The organism is Methylomonas stagni, from assembly GCF_050154735.1.
GTDB lineage: Bacteria > Pseudomonadota > Gammaproteobacteria > Methylococcales > Methylomonadaceae > Methylomonas > Methylomonas koyamae_A.
The window spans coordinates 1,936,801-1,954,045 of record NZ_CP189557.1 but is presented as its reverse complement, the minus strand read 5'-3'; the positions used below and the strand labels follow the sequence as shown (position 1 = coordinate 1,954,045).

The 17,245-nt window shown below is 57.4% G+C and carries 15 protein-coding genes; 6 read left to right on the top strand and 9 right to left on the bottom strand.

The window, feature by feature from the left end:
- Positions 1-41: 41 nt before the first annotated feature.
- Together ACP4CD_RS09110 and tatA are read left to right on the top strand one after the other, a co-directional pair.
- Positions 42-1,688 carry a PepSY domain-containing protein gene (locus ACP4CD_RS09110; protein WP_426994322.1) on the top strand — a complete coding sequence of 549 codons (1,647 nt, stop codon included), beginning with the start codon at positions 42-44 and terminating at the stop codon, positions 1,686-1,688.
- Positions 1,689-1,786: 98 nt separating this feature from the next.
- The gene (tatA, locus tag ACP4CD_RS09105; protein ID WP_426994321.1) at positions 1,787-1,996 is read left to right on the top strand and encodes a twin-arginine translocase TatA/TatE family subunit; all 210 of its coding nucleotides are present in this window, start codon (positions 1,787-1,789) and stop codon (positions 1,994-1,996) included.
- A 187-nt stretch (positions 1,997-2,183) separates the two neighbouring features.
- Here tatA and ACP4CD_RS09100 read toward each other — a convergent pair whose 3' ends face one another.
- The 3 genes from ACP4CD_RS09100 to ACP4CD_RS09090 form a co-directional block, all read right to left on the bottom strand.
- A complete protein-coding gene (locus ACP4CD_RS09100) occupies positions 2,184-4,433 on the bottom strand; it encodes a PASTA domain-containing protein (RefSeq protein WP_426994320.1) in 2,250 nt (749 codons plus the stop codon).
- 1,332 nt (positions 4,434-5,765) lie between these two features.
- Positions 5,766-5,975: a type II toxin-antitoxin system RelE/ParE family toxin gene (locus ACP4CD_RS09095; RefSeq protein ID WP_313728495.1), complete on the bottom strand. Its 210-nt coding sequence runs from the start codon at positions 5,973-5,975 to the stop codon at positions 5,766-5,768.
- Entirely contained in the window at positions 5,972-6,157 is a 186-nt protein-coding gene (locus tag ACP4CD_RS09090; protein ID WP_426994319.1) for a hypothetical protein, read from the bottom strand. Before ACP4CD_RS09090 ends, ACP4CD_RS09095 begins: the two co-directional genes overlap by 4 nt.
- 374 nt (positions 6,158-6,531) lie before the next feature.
- On the opposite strand from ACP4CD_RS09090, the gene ACP4CD_RS09085 reads away from it, so the two are divergent.
- On the top strand, positions 6,532-6,807 hold the full coding sequence (locus ACP4CD_RS09085) for a hypothetical protein (protein WP_426994318.1): 276 nt from the start codon (positions 6,532-6,534) through the stop codon (positions 6,805-6,807).
- Here the strand turns inward: ACP4CD_RS09085 and ACP4CD_RS09080 are convergent.
- Complete coding sequence (locus ACP4CD_RS09080) at positions 6,804-7,073, bottom strand: hypothetical protein (RefSeq protein ID WP_426994317.1); 270 nt, start codon at positions 7,071-7,073, stop codon at positions 6,804-6,806. The two genes, ACP4CD_RS09085 and ACP4CD_RS09080, sit on opposite strands and share 4 nt — an antisense overlap.
- A 12-nt stretch (positions 7,074-7,085) precedes the next feature.
- Between ACP4CD_RS09080 and ACP4CD_RS09075 the strand changes: the two genes are divergently transcribed.
- The 3 genes from ACP4CD_RS09075 (at position 7,086) to ACP4CD_RS09065 (ending at position 11,062) form a co-directional block, all read left to right on the top strand.
- A complete protein-coding gene (locus ACP4CD_RS09075) occupies positions 7,086-9,497 on the top strand; it encodes an RHS repeat domain-containing protein (RefSeq protein ID WP_426994316.1) in 2,412 nt (803 codons plus the stop codon).
- A gap of 7 nt (positions 9,498-9,504) precedes the next feature.
- The gene (locus ACP4CD_RS09070) at positions 9,505-9,948 is read left to right on the top strand and encodes a hypothetical protein (RefSeq protein WP_426994315.1); all 444 of its coding nucleotides are present in this window, start codon (positions 9,505-9,507) and stop codon (positions 9,946-9,948) included.
- Positions 9,949-10,552: 604 nt separating this feature from the next.
- Positions 10,553-11,062, top strand: coding sequence for an REP-associated tyrosine transposase (locus ACP4CD_RS09065; RefSeq protein ID WP_426994314.1), 510 nt, complete (start codon positions 10,553-10,555; stop codon positions 11,060-11,062).
- A gap of 90 nt (positions 11,063-11,152) precedes the next feature.
- Here the strand turns inward: ACP4CD_RS09065 and ACP4CD_RS09060 are convergent, their stop codons facing one another.
- The 5 genes from ACP4CD_RS09060 to ACP4CD_RS09040 all read right to left on the bottom strand — a co-directional run bounded on the left by ACP4CD_RS09060 (position 11,153) and on the right by ACP4CD_RS09040 (position 16,638).
- Positions 11,153-11,917: a hypothetical protein gene (locus ACP4CD_RS09060; RefSeq protein ID WP_281022770.1), complete on the bottom strand. Its 765-nt coding sequence runs from the start codon at positions 11,915-11,917 to the stop codon at positions 11,153-11,155.
- A 387-nt stretch (positions 11,918-12,304) separates the two neighbouring features.
- Positions 12,305-13,894: an esterase/lipase family protein gene (locus tag ACP4CD_RS09055; RefSeq protein ID WP_426994313.1), complete on the bottom strand. Its 1,590-nt coding sequence runs from the start codon at positions 13,892-13,894 to the stop codon at positions 12,305-12,307.
- 176 nt (positions 13,895-14,070) lie between these two features.
- On the bottom strand, positions 14,071-15,432 hold the full coding sequence (locus ACP4CD_RS09050) for a lipase family protein (RefSeq protein WP_426994312.1): 1,362 nt from the start codon (positions 15,430-15,432) through the stop codon (positions 14,071-14,073).
- Positions 15,416-15,805 (bottom strand): hypothetical protein, encoded by a 390-nt coding sequence (locus tag ACP4CD_RS09045; protein WP_426994311.1) that lies wholly within the window; start codon positions 15,803-15,805, stop codon positions 15,416-15,418. The genes ACP4CD_RS09050 and ACP4CD_RS09045 overlap by 17 nt, the downstream gene beginning before the upstream one ends.
- On the bottom strand, positions 15,724-16,638 hold the full coding sequence (locus ACP4CD_RS09040; RefSeq protein WP_426994310.1) for a hypothetical protein: 915 nt from the start codon (positions 16,636-16,638) through the stop codon (positions 15,724-15,726). Before ACP4CD_RS09040 ends, ACP4CD_RS09045 begins: the two co-directional genes overlap by 82 nt.
- Between the last annotated feature and the right edge of the window lie 607 nt (positions 16,639-17,245).

Sequence of the window (17,245 nt, the reverse complement as noted above, 5' to 3'; positions counted from 1 at the left end):
TGAGTACTGCCGCGATTATTCGCTAAGACAAGGAGATGGAAATGAAGAAATCGTTGAACTGGTTGCTATACGAAACCCACCGCTGGCTGGGCGTGGTCCTGGCGTTGTTCATGTTCGTCTGGTTTGCGACCGGACTAGTGATTATGTATTCGACGCCGACCGCGCAAAGCCGCGCTCAACAGTTGGCGCACGCCGAAGTGCTTCAGCCCGAAACCGGCTGGCTTAGTCTAGGAGAAGTCTGGCAACACAGTGCGGAGCAACGCAAGGCCGCCGCCGAACAGCGCAAAGCCAAGCCGGCCGGCGGCGAGGCCGCGCCCGGCAAACCCGCCGGCGAGCCGGCGCTGGCCGATGCCCGGTTGCTGCGTAGCGTTGGCGAGCCGGTATGGCTGGTCGAGGATACTCAGGGTTTGCGTTACGCCTTGTCGGCCGTTGACGGCGGATTGCGGGAAACCGATCGAACCCAAGCGTTGCGAATCGCGCAAAACTGGTTTGTGGCCGAGGGCCGCAATCCGGCCGAGCTGATTTATCTGGAAAGCGTCGAGGCACCGGCGATCTTGCGTAACCGCGACACTTTGCGGCCGTTTCACCGCATCGCCAGCAACGAGGGCGACGAGTTGTTGATTTCGGCGCGGACCGGCGAGGTGCTGCACGCCTCCAGCCGCTGGCAGCGCGGCCTGTTTTGGGCCGGCAACTGGATACATTTATTCAAACCGCTGGATTTGCTGGGGCTGGGCGATATTCGTCATGATGTACAGCTGTGGTCTGGTGCCGGCGCCACGATCGCCTGCATCACCGGTTTGATTATCGGCTGGTTGCGCTGGCGGCCAGGTTTTGGCGGCAAGCCGACCTATTCGCAAGGCCGAACCCAGCCTTACCGCGAATTCTGGTTCAAATGGCACTTTTGGACCGGTTTGATCGGCGGAACCGTGGCCCTGAGCTGGGCGCTGAGCGGATTTGTCGATACCAATCCCGGCAAAATCTTTTCCAACGGTGAATACAGCAAGGCGGAGTTAAAGCGCTACCTGGGCGCCGAAGTGCCGGCGACAATGTTGGACTGGCGACCGGCGCCGTTGCGGCTGGCCGGTAACGGTATTGAGGTGGTCGAGCTGAACTGGCGGCGTCTGGGCGGCGAAACGGTCTTGTTGGCGCAAGGCCGCGACGGCTTGCGTTTGCCGCTGACGCCCAGCGGGGCCGGCCCGCGTTTCAGCGAAAACGCGATCGGCGATGCGGTCCAGCGCTTGGCGGGTGACACCAAGGTCGCGGCAGTCAAAATATTGGACGACTACGACAGTTATTACTACCCGCGCCACCATCAAGGCTTGGTCGAAAAACCGCTGCCGGTGGTGCTGGCCGAACTGGACGATGCAGCCGGCAGCCGGGTTTATCTCGATCCGCAGGACGGCCAATTGCTGGCCAAGCTGGACCAAAGTCGCCGGGTGTTCCGCTGGCTGTATTCCGGTTTGCATCATTGGGATTTCGGCTGGCTGTATTACCGGCCGTTGTGGGACATCTGGATGCTGACCTGGGTCGGATTCGGCTTAATGCTGGGGGCCAGCTCGCTGGTGATCGGTTGGAAGCGTTTGGTGAAAACCTTTGCGCCGAAGAAGCGCCGGGCCAACGCGGCAGCGCCGAGCGGCAATACGGCGCCGAGTCGCGGCGCGACCCTGGCAACCGAAGCGGCCGATTGAGCCGGCTGATGACGTAACCGCGCGAGCGGGGTTTTGTGATTGGGGTTCAGCCGTTTGGCCCAGACCCGGCTATCGAATTTTATTAATTGAGGTGAAACATGGGTTTGAGCGTACCGCATTTATTGGTGGTGTTGGCCATCGTGGTCTTGGTGTTCGGCACCAAGCATTTGAAAACCGTCGGCGCCGATTTGGGCGATGCGATCAAAGGCTTCCGCAGGGCGGTCAAGGACGCCGAAACCGACCAAGCCGAGCCGGCCGGTGGCTTGTTGAGCTCGGCGGGGGCCGAAGAGCGCGAGTCGGTTCGGTAAGTGAGCGGTAACGGCGGCGGATTTGGCGTATCAGGCGTCGCGCGATCCCCTCGGAACGTCGAAATAGGCGAAATACCGCCGTTTGCTCTATCCGACTCGATACGAATCGTTCCGTACGCCTACCGGGCCGCGTTGCACTGGGCTTACGGAATCCGGCGCACGGAACTGTCGGCGTGATGGGGTCTTACTACAATGGCTGACGCGGATTGCCACCACCCCCGCGGCCGCCACCGGTGCCGGTACAGGTCGATACCGATAATTTTACCGCCGTACCCGGCGCTACGACCGCACCGCTGGATGGGCTTGTACTTTGAACCGTACCGGGATCGAGACAGGTGTTTACGTAGGTGATTTCGCCGGAAGCGAGGCCGGCGGCATTGATGGCATCCATGGCCGAGGAAGCATCCCACGAACGTACATTGGGTACGGTGACGGCACCTAGGGACACGGTGATGTCGATCGGCGTTCTTGTTGCCACCGTGCTTCCGCTTGCCAGACTTTGGGCTATCACCGAACCCACTGATGTGAAGTTGACCTCGCGCGACACATTGCCCACGCGTAAACCGGAATCCGATATTGTCCTACGCGCGGCATCTTCGGATAAGCCCGTGACGTTGGGAACATTGGAGCCGACGGTCCAGGTGAAGGTGATGGTGTCGGATTGATGGTTGGCTGAGGTGACCATCGCGGTGATCTTCGAAGACGTTATCGAGTAGTCGGACGGCGTACCCAATATCCGCCCGTCGGATGTTGCGTAGAGGCCGCCGGGGAGGCCCGACACCACCCAGGAATAGGGCGCAGTCCCGCCGTCCGCCGTCAACGTTTGGTTTACCGGCGTCCCTGCGATAGTCGTGACATCGCCTGGTGATTGTATGAGGGGGCGGCTGCCATCGCCACCGGCACTGTGCACCGCTCCGCTCGTCAGTACATCGCAGCGACCGTCGCCGTCGGCGTCCTCTAGCGTGACATCGGCTAAGCGGCTTGGCGACTGTTCCAAAAACACCCAGCGACCGCCAAGCCGCGTCGAGCGATACCACCAAGCCACGCCGGTGGCTATGAAGTCGTCGTCCTGGCCGTCGGCGTCGAAATCGCAACGTTTACGTGCGTCGAACGTGTTGAGCCCGTATAGGTTGTCCGCCGCCTGCAGTCCCGTTTCCTCCTGGCTCATCGCACCCGGCGATACGCCTCCATTGATCCACTCCCATTGGTCTTGATGCGCGAACACGTTATGTTTCACGTCCATTCCAACCGAGAAGGAGCTTGGCGACTCGGATGCAAGAGCTGGCGTACCGCGCAGCTTGATACCGGTGCCGGCCGTGTAAAGGATGGTGTTGAACTGGATGTCCATCCATTCGCCCGCCAAGCTGCCGAAGCCGTTGTCGCCCCTGCCGTGCATATCGATCTGGTGTGTATGGTAAATATGGTCGTCGTCCACCACACCGAGTTCGTTAAGCGGGAAGGTTAGCACGCCAAAAACAATGTCCCAGACATTCACGCAATGGAAGTGGACGCCGCCGTGCTGAAGGACTAGATTGCGATAAGCCTTATAGCCCGAACCGTCACGGCCGTCGCCGGCGATGGCGTGGCGGTTCCAATCGAATACGTTAGAGTCGATCAGCGCGTAGGCGCCGTAAGACACTTCCACGCCATAGCCGGCCGCATGACTGCCTCCGTCGATCAGACACATATTGCCGTTGGGGTGCTGATTATGATGAATGTAATTGTCGTTTACCCGCACCGTGTCGGCATTGTCCTGGGCGATGCGGTTGTCGGGGTCGCGGATGCTGATACCTTTGCCCCGCCAGTGGTCGATTTCGTTGTGATCGATCTCGACGTTTCGGCTGGAACGGACAACTATCGCGGTAGCCTCGGGCTTGCCTACGGCTGTGAACGGGTCGTCGCTCATTCCGCCATCGAGACGGATGCCGGTGATGCGCACACCGTCACTTGGACCGTGGGCCTCGTCGCCGACGTGCAGCAGTTCGGAAGGAAACGTCCTGGTGTACAGACGGGGGCCCGCATCCCGGACGCTACGATCGCCGATTATCTGTACGCCTGGGGCGACATAAACGCCATCCAGACCGCTCAGGTCCATGTCGCCCTTGATAATCACGGTTTCGTTCGGTGTCCGTAGGGCCCGCACAAACAGGCGCCGTGAAACCGGATCGTTGCCGAGCAAGGTAATGGTTGGGCGCAATTCGCTGTCGTCGGGTAATGGCTCGGGGTTCCATGGTTCGACCGCTAACGGAAGCGAAGCCAAGGTACGCGAGCCGGCGCCGTTTACGGCAACCAACGCGACCGTGGTAGTCGCAGCCGGAGTCACACTGACGTGGCCTTGAGTACTCGTGTACGATGCAGTGTTAGCCTGCAGTTGGCCGTCGGCTTGAATCTGGAGGGTTACGCCCATTCCGACACAATAGCTCGAAAGATTGGCCATCCATGAGACTTCTACGGACTCTCCCCAGACTACGCTAGGCCGAGACAACGTTACCGAGCCGCCGGATAGCCTCAGGCACTCGTTCATGTCGAGGGCTTGGTCGGCGCGGGTTTGCTGCCAGTTTGCGAGTGTACCAATCGCCAAGAGCGTTACTGCGGCGGCACGCCAGGGATTTGGCCTCTTCGTTCTCGAGGTAAACATTTTTATGACGCTCGTCCCGCCGAATTTAAGCTTGCTCAACCGGAAATTATTTCCTTTCACCAGGACTTCTTCAGGTCGATCGGTTGGACAGACTGAATTAACAGGTAGCGGCCACACTCTAACGTAGAGCGGGATAAACCTTGGATGGAAGTAAATCATGACTCCTCCTTCAAAAAAATAGGGGGTAATGCCCTATGCCGCCCGGACCGTTCTAACTAGTCCAGGATTAAAAACTGTCATTCGATATGAAAGGTCGTTTGTTCGCGAGCAAGTCCGGCTGCTAACAGAGCTGTACACAGCTTGTCTAATGTTCGAACACGCTTATTAAAAACGTAGTAGCGGCGGCTTTAAGGCAAGCGCCGTAACTCAGTGTGCTCTAGCTTACACAAGGTGTTGTTTGTTAAATATCCTCTGTGTGGGGGGTATTTAATCGTGGGGCCGGCAAGGGTTTTAGGTATTTGAATGGCCTTTGTCGGCCGATGGGGGAGCAGGAACGCAACATTTCCGACTTGTTTTGTCGCGGAACTAAAAATTCGCTAAAACCGGGGAAATATGTCGATTCAACTCAACGTTGTGGTGAATTTCGGCGGGTAGAAAGGAGCATTACGCCGCAGGTCATGTAGTTGTTGAATTTGATAGCCAAATTACGATTGAAGGTTGCCGGGTGACGCCGCTGAATCGCGATGACGCTCGAATAAGCAAGGGTTCGCACGGCGGTACAGCGGATAAATCGCGCGGTGACGTGTCGTAAGGTGGATTCGCGAAGCAATCCACCATTGATGGCTTTTAATTTGCTTGCGCCCTTGCTATGCGGTTGGCTTGGGTTTTGGCGGATTGTCGCTGCGCTCCGAATCCGCCCCACGCCATTCCCATGGAGTTTTGCATGGCGGTGCACTTCGTGGATTGATTTTGGGAGGGGTTGTGCCGAACTATCGACGGAATTTTGTGGCAGGCGGCTGCTATTTCTTCACGATGAACTTGCTGGAACGCCACGGCCGTACCGTGGATCGATTTTATGGTGAGGTCAGGCGTGGCGGAACGCATCGCGGTTCAGCCGTTACCGCTGTAAATCCTCCGGCTTGAAATGTCGCCGTCTATGAATGACGCCGTGGATGTAGATCGTGTCGCCGATCAATTCATATAGGAATACAAACCGATTTCCCGCACATTCTCTTCGCCGATTTCCGGCACCATCCGGCCTAATTTGGGCAACTCCCGCAGCACTTCGATTTTCTCGGTGATGTCCTGTACCACGCGGGCGGCGCAGTGTTTGGAATCGTGGGCAATATACTGGTGGATCAGACGCAAGTCTTCGCGGGCTGGTTTTGACCATACGATCACCACTGCTCGATCTCGCGTTTCAGTTCCTCGTGGCTGATGACCTCGCCTTTTTCGACGGTCTCGCGGCTCTTGCGCAGTTTGTCGATCACGTAGAGGCGATGCATGATTTCGTCGATGTCGGCATCGTCGGGCAGATGTCGCAGGGACTCCAAGGCTTCCTGTTTAAGCGATTGCGTTTGCATGATCGGTCTCCTCAGTAAGTGGTAGTGGCTGGCTCGTCGGAACAGGCGAGCTGCTGAAAGCGGCTCTTGAAAGTGAAAAATCCAATCAACTCCGAACAACGAAATCCATTTGGAGGAAAGAAGGCGATAAATTCGTCCGATTACATTTTGCTAATCGGGCATAGCTCTAATAACAACGTCATAGAGTTTACGAATAATCCATTGCCGAATGCAAATACGCCATAACCCCAGGGGCGTCCAAGGAAGTGGTTTAGAAGCAAAAATCACTCAACGAATAACACTATCGCCAATGCGCCTGCGGACTGATGTTCCATTTCCAAGTCCCCCGGCCAGACGGCAGGCATGGTGCGCGTGATCGGCCGAACGGCAACGTCATGCAGTTCGAGTATTACGCCAACGGCAAGACCTTCCGCCGCACCGACAGCCAGGGCCATAGCTACACCTTCCGCTACAACAAATTCCGCCGGGAAACCACCACCGTGGATGAGCGCGGGAATAGCCAGACCCATTTATTCAACGAATACGGCCAGCCGCTGCAGCAATTGCAAGGCGACGGTTCGCGGCTGGTCTACGAGTACCAGGATACCGCCAACCCGCTCAGCGAAACCCGGCGCCGCGACGCCCTCGGCCACGCGGTGCAATATACTTAATCGGCACCAGCCTGGCCGGCTTCGATGCCCAGGGCAATTACCGCCTGCTGCAACAACAAGTCGCCGAATACGACAACCTCGACCGGCCCATCACCCAGCGCGACACGGCCGGCAACGCCACCCGCACCGTCTACGACGCCACCGGCAACGTGGTCAAAATCACCAACCCCGACGGCTACAGTGTCGGTTTCGAATACGACGCCGCGAATCGGCCGACCCGCGCCTTCGACGCCCAAGGCAACGCCGTCGCCACCGAATACGACCAAGCCGGCCGCCCGGTGAAAACCACCGACCCCAACGGCCTTGTCACCCAATACGCTTATTACGATAAAACCGGTAACGGCCGTCTGCGACGCCTCACCACCCCCGATCGCCGTTACACCGACTTTTACTACGACCATAACGGCAATGTCACCCGTAGCGTCGATAACGGCGGCCGCGAAACCCTGACCGACTACGACGCCCTGGGCCGCCCGGTTAAAACCGTCGGCCCCGTCCACGATGCCTTAGGGTTGGCCGGTATTCGCCAGGTCACCGAAACCCAATACACCGCCCTGGGCGATGTCCAAAAAATCCGCGCCGGCTATCGCAGCGCCACCGGCGTCGAAACCCTGACCGATCAGGCCATCTACGCCTACGACGACTTCGGCCGGGTTATCGAACAAACCGACGCTCTCGGCCACACCACCCGCTGGGTCTACGACGCCCACGGCCAGCCCGTCCGCCGCGAGTCCGCCAACGGCCATATCGTCGAATGGGAGTATGACCATAGCCGCAACGGCCTGTTGACCCGGCAAACCGCCAAGCTCAACGCCACCGACCCCGCGCCCCACGTCACCGACTACCGCTACGACGAACTCGGCCAAGTCACCGGCGTCGACGCCCCCGAAGTCAGCTACGACTACAGCTACGACAACGCGCAGCGTCTGGCATCGGTCACCGACAGCCGCGGCGGCAAGACCATTACCTATCGCCACAGCCCCGGCGGCTTGCTCGACAGCCTGGAAGACAACGAAGGCGGGCGGCAAGACTACCTCTACGACGCCGTCGGCCGCCTCAGCGCCATCCAAAGTGCCGGCGAGCGCATCGATTTCCTGTTCGACGCCGGCGGCCGGCTCCAGGAAACCGCCATGGCCAACGGCTACCGTAGTCTTTACCGTTATAGCGCTGACGGCAACCTCCAAGAACTCATCAACCGCACCGCCGGCGACAACCCCGTCAGCCGCCACCAGTACGGCTACGACAGCCTGGGCCGGCGCAATAGCCACCTGGAAACTATCGCCGGCACGGTCACCGACTACCGCTACCAGTACGATACCCTGGACCGGCTACGCACCGTCTCCACTCAAAACGGTACCACCCTGACGCAGGTCGAAGCCTACGCCTACGACGCCTACGGCAACCGCCGCCAGCGTACCGCCCAGGACAGCAGCGTCCGTCGTTACCTGTACGACACCGCCCAGCAGCTGACCCAAGTTCGCAGCGGTAGCGACACCGGCACGTTGCTGACCAGCTATAGCTACGACAACGCCGGCAACCAAACCCAACGCAGCGGCGGCGTCAATCTCACCCTGGCCTACGACGCGCTGGACCGCCTGGCCTCCGCCAGCGGTGCCGGCCTCGCCGAAAGCTACCGCTACGACCACCAGGGCCGGCGCATCGAAACCGTCAGCAACGGCACCCCGACCCGCTTCGTCTACAGCGGTCGGGACATCCTCAGCGAATACGGCGCCAACTGGAACGCCGCCCAGGCCCACTACGCCTACGCCGGCCTCGACCAGCCGCTATTGAGAAACACGCCCAGCGGCAACGCCTACTACCATGCCGACGGCTTGGGTTCGGTGGTCGCCACCAGCAACGCCGCGGGCGCCGTGACCGCCAGTGCGCGATACGACGCCTTCGGCCAGACGATCAACAAAACCGGCACGATTCCCCGCTACGGCTACGCCGGCCGCGAACCGGACGCAACGGGTCTGATCCACTACCGCGCCAGAAGCTACGACCCCAGCCTCGGCCGCTTCGGCCAACGCGACCCGGCGGGCTTTGCCGATGGGATTAATCCTTATGCGTATGTGGGGAATAATCCGATTAGTTTTAGTGATCCGTTGGGGTTGATGAAGTCGGTGCCGAGTATTTGGACTGCGCCGTCGTATCCGGGGAGTGGTCAGGTTGTTAGCGTGAATGCACCATCGGGATTAAGTTCAACGAAAGCAGGCGGGATTGCCGGTTCAGGTTCGGCGCTTGCTATTGCGGGGGCAATTGCTAGATCACCCACAAGTGGGCCTGGTGATTATCTGCTTGCGGGAGGTGTAGCGGCTTATGGCGTATATAACGCTGCAATGAATAATTCGGCGTTAATGGATAAAATGGCGAAGGAAGTAGAGAAGATTACGCAACGTCCAACAGGGCCGGATACAGAGCAATATTCGCTACGAGCTGTCTTTTCGGGTAGTTATCCCAACGTTCGTGGAGGCACCGTATATTTAAATGCTGGTGATGTTTGGAAATATGGACAAACATCTAATCCAGAAAGTAGATATCCTGCAAAGCAGTTAGCTAAAGCTGGATTGGAGTATGTTCCTGAGTTCCGTGGCAGCAAAGTTACTGCGTTAATTCAAGAGAAATTGAAAATATACAGTTATGCGATTGAAAATGGCGAATTGCCGCCCGGGAATAAGATATTTAGGTGATTTTAAGATGAATGTTGGATTGGCTATTGAAAGAGATGCATCGTTAGAAAACTATGCTCACTTAATTAGGGAATTTTATTCAAAAATAAAAGAATATTTTTCTGATAAAGACTACGGGGAAGATTTAAAAGACTTGGCGATAGGTCTTGTTCTTACAGGGCCTGGCTCTGAAAGGCTTCATCCCGTTCGGCTATTTAAATATGAAAAGGAATCATCTTATAAAGATTTATTTACGAATAAACGGGTCACAATAAGAAATGCCGCCTCCTACGATATTAAGCCGGATTTCGACAAATTTTCTCAAATGACCTTAGAAGATGCACAAAATTACTTGGCAAAACTTCTATATGAATCAACTGAGGTTTTAGAATGCCATCATGAAAAATTCCCAAATTTTGATGTTAAACAATTTCGTGAGGATTTTGCCGTTTGTGTGAACTATCGGCTATAAGCCAAGTAGGGCACGCACGCCGACGACCCAGCGCCCCACGTCACCGACTATGCCTACGACGCCCCGGAATGGCCGTATGGCGGATACGGCCGTACAGCGGATAAATCGCGCGGTGACGTGTCGTAAGGTGGATTCGCGAAGCAATCCACCATTTTGATGGCTTTTAATTTGCTCGCGCCCTTGCTATGCGGTTGGCTTGGGTTTTGGCGGATTGTCGCTGCGCTCCGAATCCGCCCTACGCCATTCCCATGGAGTTGCATGGCGGTGCACTTCATGGATTGATTTTGGGAGGGGGCGTGCCGAACTATCGACGGAATTTTGTGGCAGGCGGCTGCTATTTCTTCACGGTGAACCTGAGCGGGACGGGGTTTGCACCCCGTCCTGAACGTTTCGACAATGTGGACAGGCAGGATGAAACGTTAGGAGCGGGTTTCCCCTCGTTCCCACGCGCCGTGTTGGAACGCCGGGCTTGACCGCGCGGCGGTCATTATCATAACGAGCCAACGGCCGTATGGCGGGTCATTTTTTCTGGGCGTAAGGTGGATTCGCCGATAGGCAATCCACCATCGATTGCTTCCCTACGACGATAGCCTGTCCTATTGCGATGATTTTTGGGTCGTGGGCGGGGTGTTTGGCGGATTGTCGCTGCGCTCCGAATCCGCCCTACGCCATTCCCATGGCGTTGCATGGCGGTGCACTTCATGGATTGATTTTGGGAGGGGGCGTGCCGAACTATCGACGGAATTTTGTGGCAGGCGGCTGCTATTTCTTCACGGTGAACTTGCTGGAACGCCAACGGACGTTGTTAACCGATCACATCGATTTGCTACGCGACGCGGTGCGTAGGGTCAAAAGGCGGTATCCGTTTCATATCGACGCCTGGGTGGTGCTTCCGGACCATATGACCTTGCCGCCCGATACCGACGATTTTCCCGTGCGTTTGCGCTTGATGAAATTGTTGTTTGCCAAAGGATTGCCGCGCACCGAACGTCTATCGGCCACGCGCCGTAAACGTCGCGAGCGCGGTGTTTGGCAAAGACGCTATTGGGAACATACCGTCATCGACGAATTGGACTATGTCCGGCATATTGATTACGTGCACGTCAACGCATAAGGCGGAACACAACATGGTTTCGCCGGATGCCGGCTTCGATTGCGAATGACGGTTGAATTGGCCGGCTTTCGCGTCGGTTTGGCGGAACGCCTACCGGCTACGCGGGCTAAAACGGCGCACAACACCACCCCAGGCTAAGCCGCTTAACAAAAGCAACCACGCTGCGGGCGCGGGAACCGGCATCACACCGTAAGTGATGCGAGACACATCCCAACCCGACCATGCCTTCACGGTGCCGCCCATGTATCTATTACCTCCGGTCAAAGTTACGCTGGAAAAGGGGGTGTCCGAAACCAAGCCCAGAAATGCGCGTTGGTTCGAGCCGGTCAAATCTCCATACGAATTTATGCCATTTGTCGAAGCGGAAACACCGGCCACATCAGTGCTGATATTGAAGGTTGAATTCAAGGCAATTACTACACTGACTCCGAATGAATTAATCGGGGTTGAAAATGTGAGTGTGACGGAATCGTTGCGTTGAGTTAAGCCGCCCGGTTGGAATGCCGTGCCGTCGCCTGGAGGGGTCAATACAGGGTTGAAACCCGACCAGGCATTGTTGACAACCTGCCCCGTCGTATCGTTTGGCAAGTTAGGATTGGCACGATTAAAAATACTAAAGGCATAGGTAATGCCATTGATGATGTCACCTGAATGAATAGTGCCAACCGGCATATTGGCTAATTCATTGACGACCATGGTTTGATTGGCGGTGGCATCGGTGAATCTGGCGCTGACGGGTAGGTAAGGATTATTAGAGACTATGTTGTAGTTTGAGAACGTTGTCACTGCTGCCGTTGCGGTATCACTAATGGCAACAACCGCGACTGCCATTGAAAATAAAATTCCTGTTTTCATAAATTCTCCTAGCGTTGATTTTCAGGCGTTAAATCCGTATTTAGCCTATCAATTGCCCTGATCTCTTAGCTTCACATTAGATTAGGAAGGCATTGATGAAGCAATTTGTGATCCACTTTGCCCTGTCGGCGGTGCTAGATTTCGAAGTTTGAATATTCATGTTTCATTGACCTCGCAAGCACATTTCCAAGCATAAATTTGCTGGAAAGTGCTTGAACGGTATCAAAGAAATGTAAATTTAAGCTTAAAGTACCTTACTCTTTACGAGGTAATTTTTCGATGGCAAGTAACCCTTGGATCAATCGCAAACCCGATGTCGGTTTAATATCAATTTTTGGACATAAGCAAAACTGGAGGAGGTGTTACCGATGGGCCGGAATCCTCTCTTCACCGCCACCCCGAAACCACAAACCGTAATTTCCCGGTAATACCCGGCGCTTTTTTGGCGACGGTGGGAATCGGGATTTCGACGGTCAGCGAGCCGCCGGTCTCGACAGCTTCGTGTTCGTCTTGGGTGATAAGCCGAACGTCGGTCGGTTTGGATTTGGCTTGGCTCCAGTGCCATTCGATTTGTTTGGCGGGAGTGATGGCGATGATCGCGGTGTCGCTGAACAGGCGGGCGCCTTCGACGTGGGAGTCGAACAGCCAGCCGTCCACCAGGTATTCCTGCACGCCGATGCCCAGTGTGACGGCATAGGTCAGCGTGTTGTCGGTTTGATCGACCTTGGCCCAGTTGGCCAGGAACACGCTAGACAGATACACGCTACGTTTCTGGTGTTTGACGATCTCGCGGTGGCCGCGAATTGCCGCCGAATCCTCCTCGGCGGTGCGGCGGGTCAGCAGGCCGCGCATTTTACGCGGGGCGGCTTGCAGTTCGAAGTAGTAGTCGGCCTCGACTTTATCCGCCTGACCTTGCAAGGATTCGGGCAGCGTGACGCCGGCGACGTCGAACCAGATATCGACCCGCAGATTGCCGAACAGGAAGCGGGTGAGGTTTTGAAACGCTTCCTCGGAATTGACGATGCCGAAATAGCCGGAATGCGAGCGGTAGGTGTAGGCCTTGGGGCAGGGCAAGGTTTGGCCGGCGCGGTCTTGACCGGTCAACACCGCGTTGGCGACCTTGACCAGGCCGTCGCTGCCGTGGCCGGAAAACATCCGCGACAAGCCGGCGGCGACGTTGTAATCGGCGCGGTTGCTGCCGACCATGCAGAAAAAGCGGTCCGGCGGAAAGTGCCGGAGCAGATCGACGCGTTCTTCAGCCAGGTACTCGCTATCCTTGTCGAGATTGAGATATTCGGCCATGCGCGGACGGCTGAAATTGTTCATGTCCGCCGTTTTCAACCAGTCGGGTACGTTGACGCCGGCCAGTTCGATGCCGTTGTGCGGGGTAGCGTAGGTGAAGACTTTATCCACCCAGGCGCGGGTTTGGGCATCGCCCAGCGCCGGATTCTGCAAGAAGGCCCGGCACACCAGACCGCCCATCGAGTGGGCAACCAAATAGCATTTGAAGTCGGTGTCCGCGATCGCTTGGCCGGCTTCGTCGCGCGCCAGGTCTCGGACGCGCTGGATCAGTTTCCCCAGGCCCTCGGCATAGGTTTCGATCGGCGAGGATTTACCGCTACCCAGCAGGCTGGAGCCGTCGTCGTAGTAGCGGTACACCACTACCGAGCGGTAGGGGATGGTTTTGTCTTTCGGCCAGTCCCGGTCCATGATGTCCAAGCCTTCGTCGTAGACGTCGGCGTAACCAAAATCCGAAATCAAGCGGACCACCGGCGATTCGAAAATGAATTTCCGGGCCTTGGTATCTTTATCGCCAGTACCGGCGCGGACCACGGTGGAGCCGGCGTTGAAACCGCAAAACGGATCGGCGGCGGTTTCGTCGCGTTCGGATTCGGACATCGCATAGCCGCGCACATAGATGATCGGATGGGCGGCGGGGGCGACGGCTTGTTGCAGGGCTTTGGCGGTGTCGGACATGGTTGAGGCTCCGTGATTCAATGTCGGGTGGTGGTCGTTGGCTTCGAGTTTCGGTTTATTGTTCCCTCGCCCCTCCGAGGCTGTCGTATTAGTCAAAATACAACCCTCTCCTCGCGGGAGAGGGCAGGGTGAGGAATTAAAACAATGCGTTACCGGGCAGACCGGCTTTCCTGGCCTCAGTGCCCGCCGGCACAGTCGTCGCGCTTGCCCAACAACTGCATCGCTATCAATTTGCGGTAGCTGGTGGCGTGGTGTTGCAACAGGATGTCCGGGCGGTCGCCGATGGTGTAACAATCGCCGCCCTTGGTCAGGCCGAACACCGGGATCAGTTGGCCAGCCAGCGTGTAGTTCAGCGACTTGGGTTTTAGATCCGGCAGCTCGATCGCGGTATCGCCAAAGTAGCGCTCAACGGAGGCGGCGATGCCGGTTTCCTCGAAATCGTCGGCCAGGTGGCCGGTAAACACTTCGGCTATCGATCCGCGGATGGCGTTTTTGGCGCTGGTGACGGCATCGATGACATGGTCCAGCGGCCCGCCGACGCTGACGTTGTCTTCTTCGACGAATTCGGCGACTTCCGAGACAGTTTCCAGACTGAGAGGCACTTGCGGGACCGGGTCTCTGTCGTTGTTGATGACATAAGCGGTTTCGGCGGCGATACGGGCGAAATCCTGGGCAAACTGCAGATTGCCGGGCTTGGGCTGGGCAAACAGATAGGATTTCAGTGCCGGCTTGGCAGTGAACGCCAGTTGGTAGGGATTGCGCTCGTCGTTGGTGGCGTAATACAAAAAGGCGTGAATCAGCGTGGCGACCGCCGCGCCCTGACTGTGGCCGGTCACCGTGATTTTGGTAATCGCTTGTTGCGCCAGTCGCTGTTGTAGTTGCGTCAGGATACCTCGCTCGGGATCGAACAACAGCGAAAACGCGGCGTAACCGAAACCCAGGTGAACTTCGGCGTCCGGGGTGGCGGCGAACACGATGGGTAGTGGTTTATTCTCGGGGTACTCGACGCCGGCGTAGGCGGGGATGGTCGTCGCGTAAGCGTCCGCCAAGATGCTGCGCCGTTCGCCGACCGTGCCGCGTATCGCAATCGCGATATGGCCGGGATCGCTGGTCGATTGCGCCAACAGCCAAGCGTTGTTCAACGGTTTCAGACCGTTGGTCTTGATGTCGTTGGGGTTGTCGCCGTGCCCGTCCCACGGCCAGATCCGGTTCCATTCGGTGTTGCCGGGCTGGCGGCTGTCGTAGGCCAGTTGCCAGCCGGCCGGCTTGGCTTGGTATTGATGGTTGGGGTCGGGCAAATTGGGATTGTTGCGGTCGTCCTGGTTGTTCAGTTCTATGCAAAGCTCCAGCAACGAAGCGGCTTCGGTGGCGTCGAAGCCGCCCCAGGCCGGCCTTACCGGCGGCAGGCCGCTGTCTCGGAGTTGTTGATAGGCTTCTAGCGAATAATTTGTCGGCATCGTCGTGCATCCGGTAATGATGAATGGAATCAGGGCCAAACCCAGCTTGTGGGCAGTGCAGGCGTTATGGCGTCGTGGCATGGGCTTCTCCGGCTTGGGCTTTTACGCACCATTGGGCGCGCTCGGTGACGTGGCGGGCGACGACGCCGGCGGCGGTTTCCACCAGTTTGGCGACCGCTTCGTTGTTCAACGCGCCCCAGGACCCGCCGCGAATGGCCTTGCCGACCGCGCCGGCCACACTGGCTTCGGCTTTACGGGCATGGGCCTCGATTTCTTGGAAGCCGGCTTCGTCGATGCTGACGTCGGCGGATGTACCGGCGCGGCGGTCGTAAACCCAGTGCACCGGTTTGCTGAAATCAATGACGTAATCGGTCAAGCTGGCGGCGGCGTTGGTATTCGGCAGAACCGGTAACGGCGCGTAATGGTCGCGGACGGCTTCCAGGGCGATGCGCAAGGTGTCGGCGGCGACTTGGCTGTGGTCGATGCTGACGTGTGTGCCGGTTTCGACGATGCCCGGAAAGCCGTATTGGGTGCCGTCGCGACCGACGAAGCCGGGACTTTTTTGGCCAGTTTGCTCGCGGCTTTGCCGAGTTGCTTGTCGAACAAAACCAGCACTTGCTCCAGCTTGGGGTCGTCGGCTTTCAGCTTCAACAGCGACGCGGCTTGCCGCTGCAATTCGGTTTGCTCGGCGGGGTCTTGGATGATTTGCGAAACCAGTTGCGCGCCGCCTTTTTTAAAATAGGCCTTTAGATATTCTTCTTCGAGCTTCAGGGCTTGCCGGGTGTCGGCTTTCAGAAATTCCTTTTCTGTATTGACCCGCTGTTTAAAGTGTTTGCGATGTTCGGCCAGATCGTCCTTGATTTTTTGGGCCAGACCGGCCGGGCCTTCCAGGTGCGGCGAGGTCGTCAGCTTGTCCAGCAGATCGGCTATCAGCGATTGCTTGCCCAGCAGATTGCGGTCGTCCAAGCCGCCCAGTGTGTCGAGTTTGGTTTTGAGTTCGTCGGTTTTGTCTTCAACTTCGCCGAGTACCTTGGCCAAGCCGGGTTCGAGGCGCGACGTCAACGGCGCCATGCAGCCCACGAAGCGGGCGGCGTCGATATTGAATTCCGGCTTGGGCAGCGTCAGGTTCAAGGCCTCTAGTTTGTCCTTGATTTTCTCGAACGCCGGCAATTGGCCTAACGTGGTCAGTGGCGCCTTCGGCGCATCGGCACAGCCGGCGATCAGGCCGGTGGACAGGGCCAGCAGCCAGGGTAGCAGTCGTGAAGCGTTGATGTTTGAGTGGTCCATGGTTTGTCCTCATTGGCGTGAGTCATTTTTATGTTCGGCAACCGTTCAGGCCGTTGCCGTGTCCGTTCCGGCGCGCTTGCACCTTGTGTCATCAACCGCGCCACGTCCCGATTCCGCGCGGATCGAGTATAGAAGCAATATCAAAAACTGTTAGGTGGCTCACATTTAAATTGGTGCGCCGGTCAGAGTCGCGGCTCATCGGGAAGCGCCACCACCAAGCTGGAGTCGCAAACCTAGGTTTGCACTCCGGAGCGAGCCTTACAGGCGCTTTCCCTGGTCTGGCTGTTGCCTAGGGTGCATGTTGCCGAGACTCTTTTGTCGCAATTCCGGCGCCGGACACCTTTGATTGCACCTGCTATAAGCGCCGAAAGTAGGTGCTTCTCCGGCAAACTGGAGTTGCAAACCTAGGTTTGCACTCCGGCGCGTGCGTTACAGGCGCTCCCAGACCTGTTTCGATTAAACCCGCGTTGGTGGGCGCCGTCGCTTAAATCCATGGTGGGAGGCGCTTTAGCGGAGGCTGCAAGCATATGCTCCGCCGGAAGCCCTCGATCGAGATGGAAGCCGCCTATAGTCGCTGATGTAACAAGTGTTGGCCGAGACTGGGTGA